Here is a 2,050-nt window from a genome sequence, read left to right on the forward strand (position 1 = left end):
AATTAAATTGAACAAAGACCACCGTTTGCAACGTATAGATTTACACAGTAAAATAAATTTTTGCTGTGTTGCGCTCTCCTGCTAAGCTGATTGATCTTAAAGCCCGTAAATCCGAAAACTCATTCTCATGGTCGAACCACTCTCAATTACCTGCCCTCACTGTACGTCTTCTTTTAAAGTCAAAAGTACGACTGCCATTGGGAAAAAGGTGAAGTGTCCGAAATGTGCGGAGCCTTTTGTGATTGCCAGGCCGTCTACAGAGAAACCAGCGCAACCAAAGAAAAAACGCCCACCAGTAAAACCGGAAGCAGACTTCTTTGCTGACGATTCTGATTCTCCAACAGACCTGTTCGAAGATGATTTTGATAGCTGGGACGACGACCTGAGCGGCGGTCCTGCAGCCAAACCCGCTGCCAAGAAAACGAAAGCTCCGCCGAACATAAAGAAGACCAGCTCTAGTTTTTCACTGAAGCAATATGGATTGTCCCCGTTTATCACAGGGACCTTTGTCTGTTTGGTCCTGCTGAATCTGATTCTGTTTTTGATGCAAAGCCATTTTTTAACGCTGGCTTTTTTCCTGACTTGTATTGTGGGAGTCGGCTGTCTCTTCGCTGGAGGTTTGGGATTATTGATCGAAGCGGCTAAGGAAAATGGTACGGAACTGATTCTGTGCCTGATTGTCCCGCTCTATAATGTCTATTTTGCAATCTCTCGCTTTGAGCAAACAAAACATTCACTGGCCACTTTTGCGACTGGCGTATTCCTCATACTGATTTCCTTCACACTGACATTTGGAAGTGCGATTGGATTTTTATCTAACCGACACCGCAATTTGGCGCATAATCCACCTCCGGTTCACACAGCTCCTGACTTCAATCAGCCCCCGCATACGAATTCAACACCATCTATCAATCAAAGTCGTCCGTCAGGCAGTAACCCTCAACGTGCCCCTGAGAACACAACCGAAACAGTCCCCGAGTCGTCTTTTGTAACGGGTCTCGCACGAATCGCAAAATTTGATTTATCTGAGATAAAGCCCATGTTAATGACCTGGCCTGCAGAGGGCGCAACTGGTGATAACGTATATCGTCAAGAAAAGACTGATTCTATTGCTAAAGTGTATGATGCCCAGAATTCCCGAAGTTTCGCTGGGGAAACGCCGGCTGGAGTCAACATGAAATTCAGGGTTTATCTTCCGCCTGATATTGATCCCGCTTCACCAGTTCCCTGTGTGCTGGTGCCTCCGGCCGGTTCAAATCTGCTGACCGGTATGGCCATCGATCCTCCCGATTTAATACCAAATCCGGAACATGAACCCTATGTCAAAGCAGGCTTCGCTGTCGTCACCTTTTCACTGGACGGGGATATGCCGAATAGAGAACAGTCGACAATTCTCGAATTCCGTTCCGCTCACGAGGATTTCCGGAAAAGCAAAGCAGGACTGGTCAACTGCGTGCATGCGTTTCTGGAAACCCAGGCCGTGATACCGGGTATTGATAAAAACAACGTGTTTATCGCAGGTCACAGTTCTGCCGGAACACTCTCGCTGTTATTCGCCGAACATTACCCGCAAATCAAAGGCTGCCTGGCTTATGCCCCCTCTGTCGATCTGAAAAAGTCCATGGCTCCGTATTTGCCAGACTTCAAAAGCATGATACCGGATGTGGAAGAATTCATCAGGCTCAGTTCACCCCAGACACATATCAGAAGTCTTACCTGCCCCGTATTTATATTTCACTCTCGCGGAGATCAAGTCACCTCTTTTGCGAATTCGCAGAGGTTTGCATCGCAGTTAAAATCACAAGGAACTGAAGTCGAATACGTCGCCGGTAACGGTAGCGATCACTATCAGACCATGATCGACGAAGGACTTCCCAAGGGAATTGAATGGCTTAAAAAGCAAGTTACGAAACCGAACAAGTCACAGTCCGATCCGCAAATGGCAGCAGCATCTCCTTCCACGACAGAGAACAAAGGAGCAATGCAAGCCACTCCCCAGCCTGCAAAAAAACAAATTGATGTCACCAGGCGTAAAGCCACATTCAAAGTA

General features: G+C 47.1%; 1 protein-coding gene. It reads left to right on the forward strand.

Going from position 1 to position 2,050, the window contains the following annotated elements:
* Nucleotides 1-127 precede the first annotated feature (127 nt).
* A partial coding sequence (locus tag Q0294_RS17405; protein ID WP_299468001.1) for a prolyl oligopeptidase family serine peptidase occupies nt 128-2,050 on the forward strand: 1,923 nt, incomplete at its 3' end.

The sequence above is a fragment of the uncultured Gimesia sp. genome (assembly GCF_937919775.1).
Lineage (GTDB): Bacteria > Planctomycetota > Planctomycetia > Planctomycetales > Planctomycetaceae > Gimesia.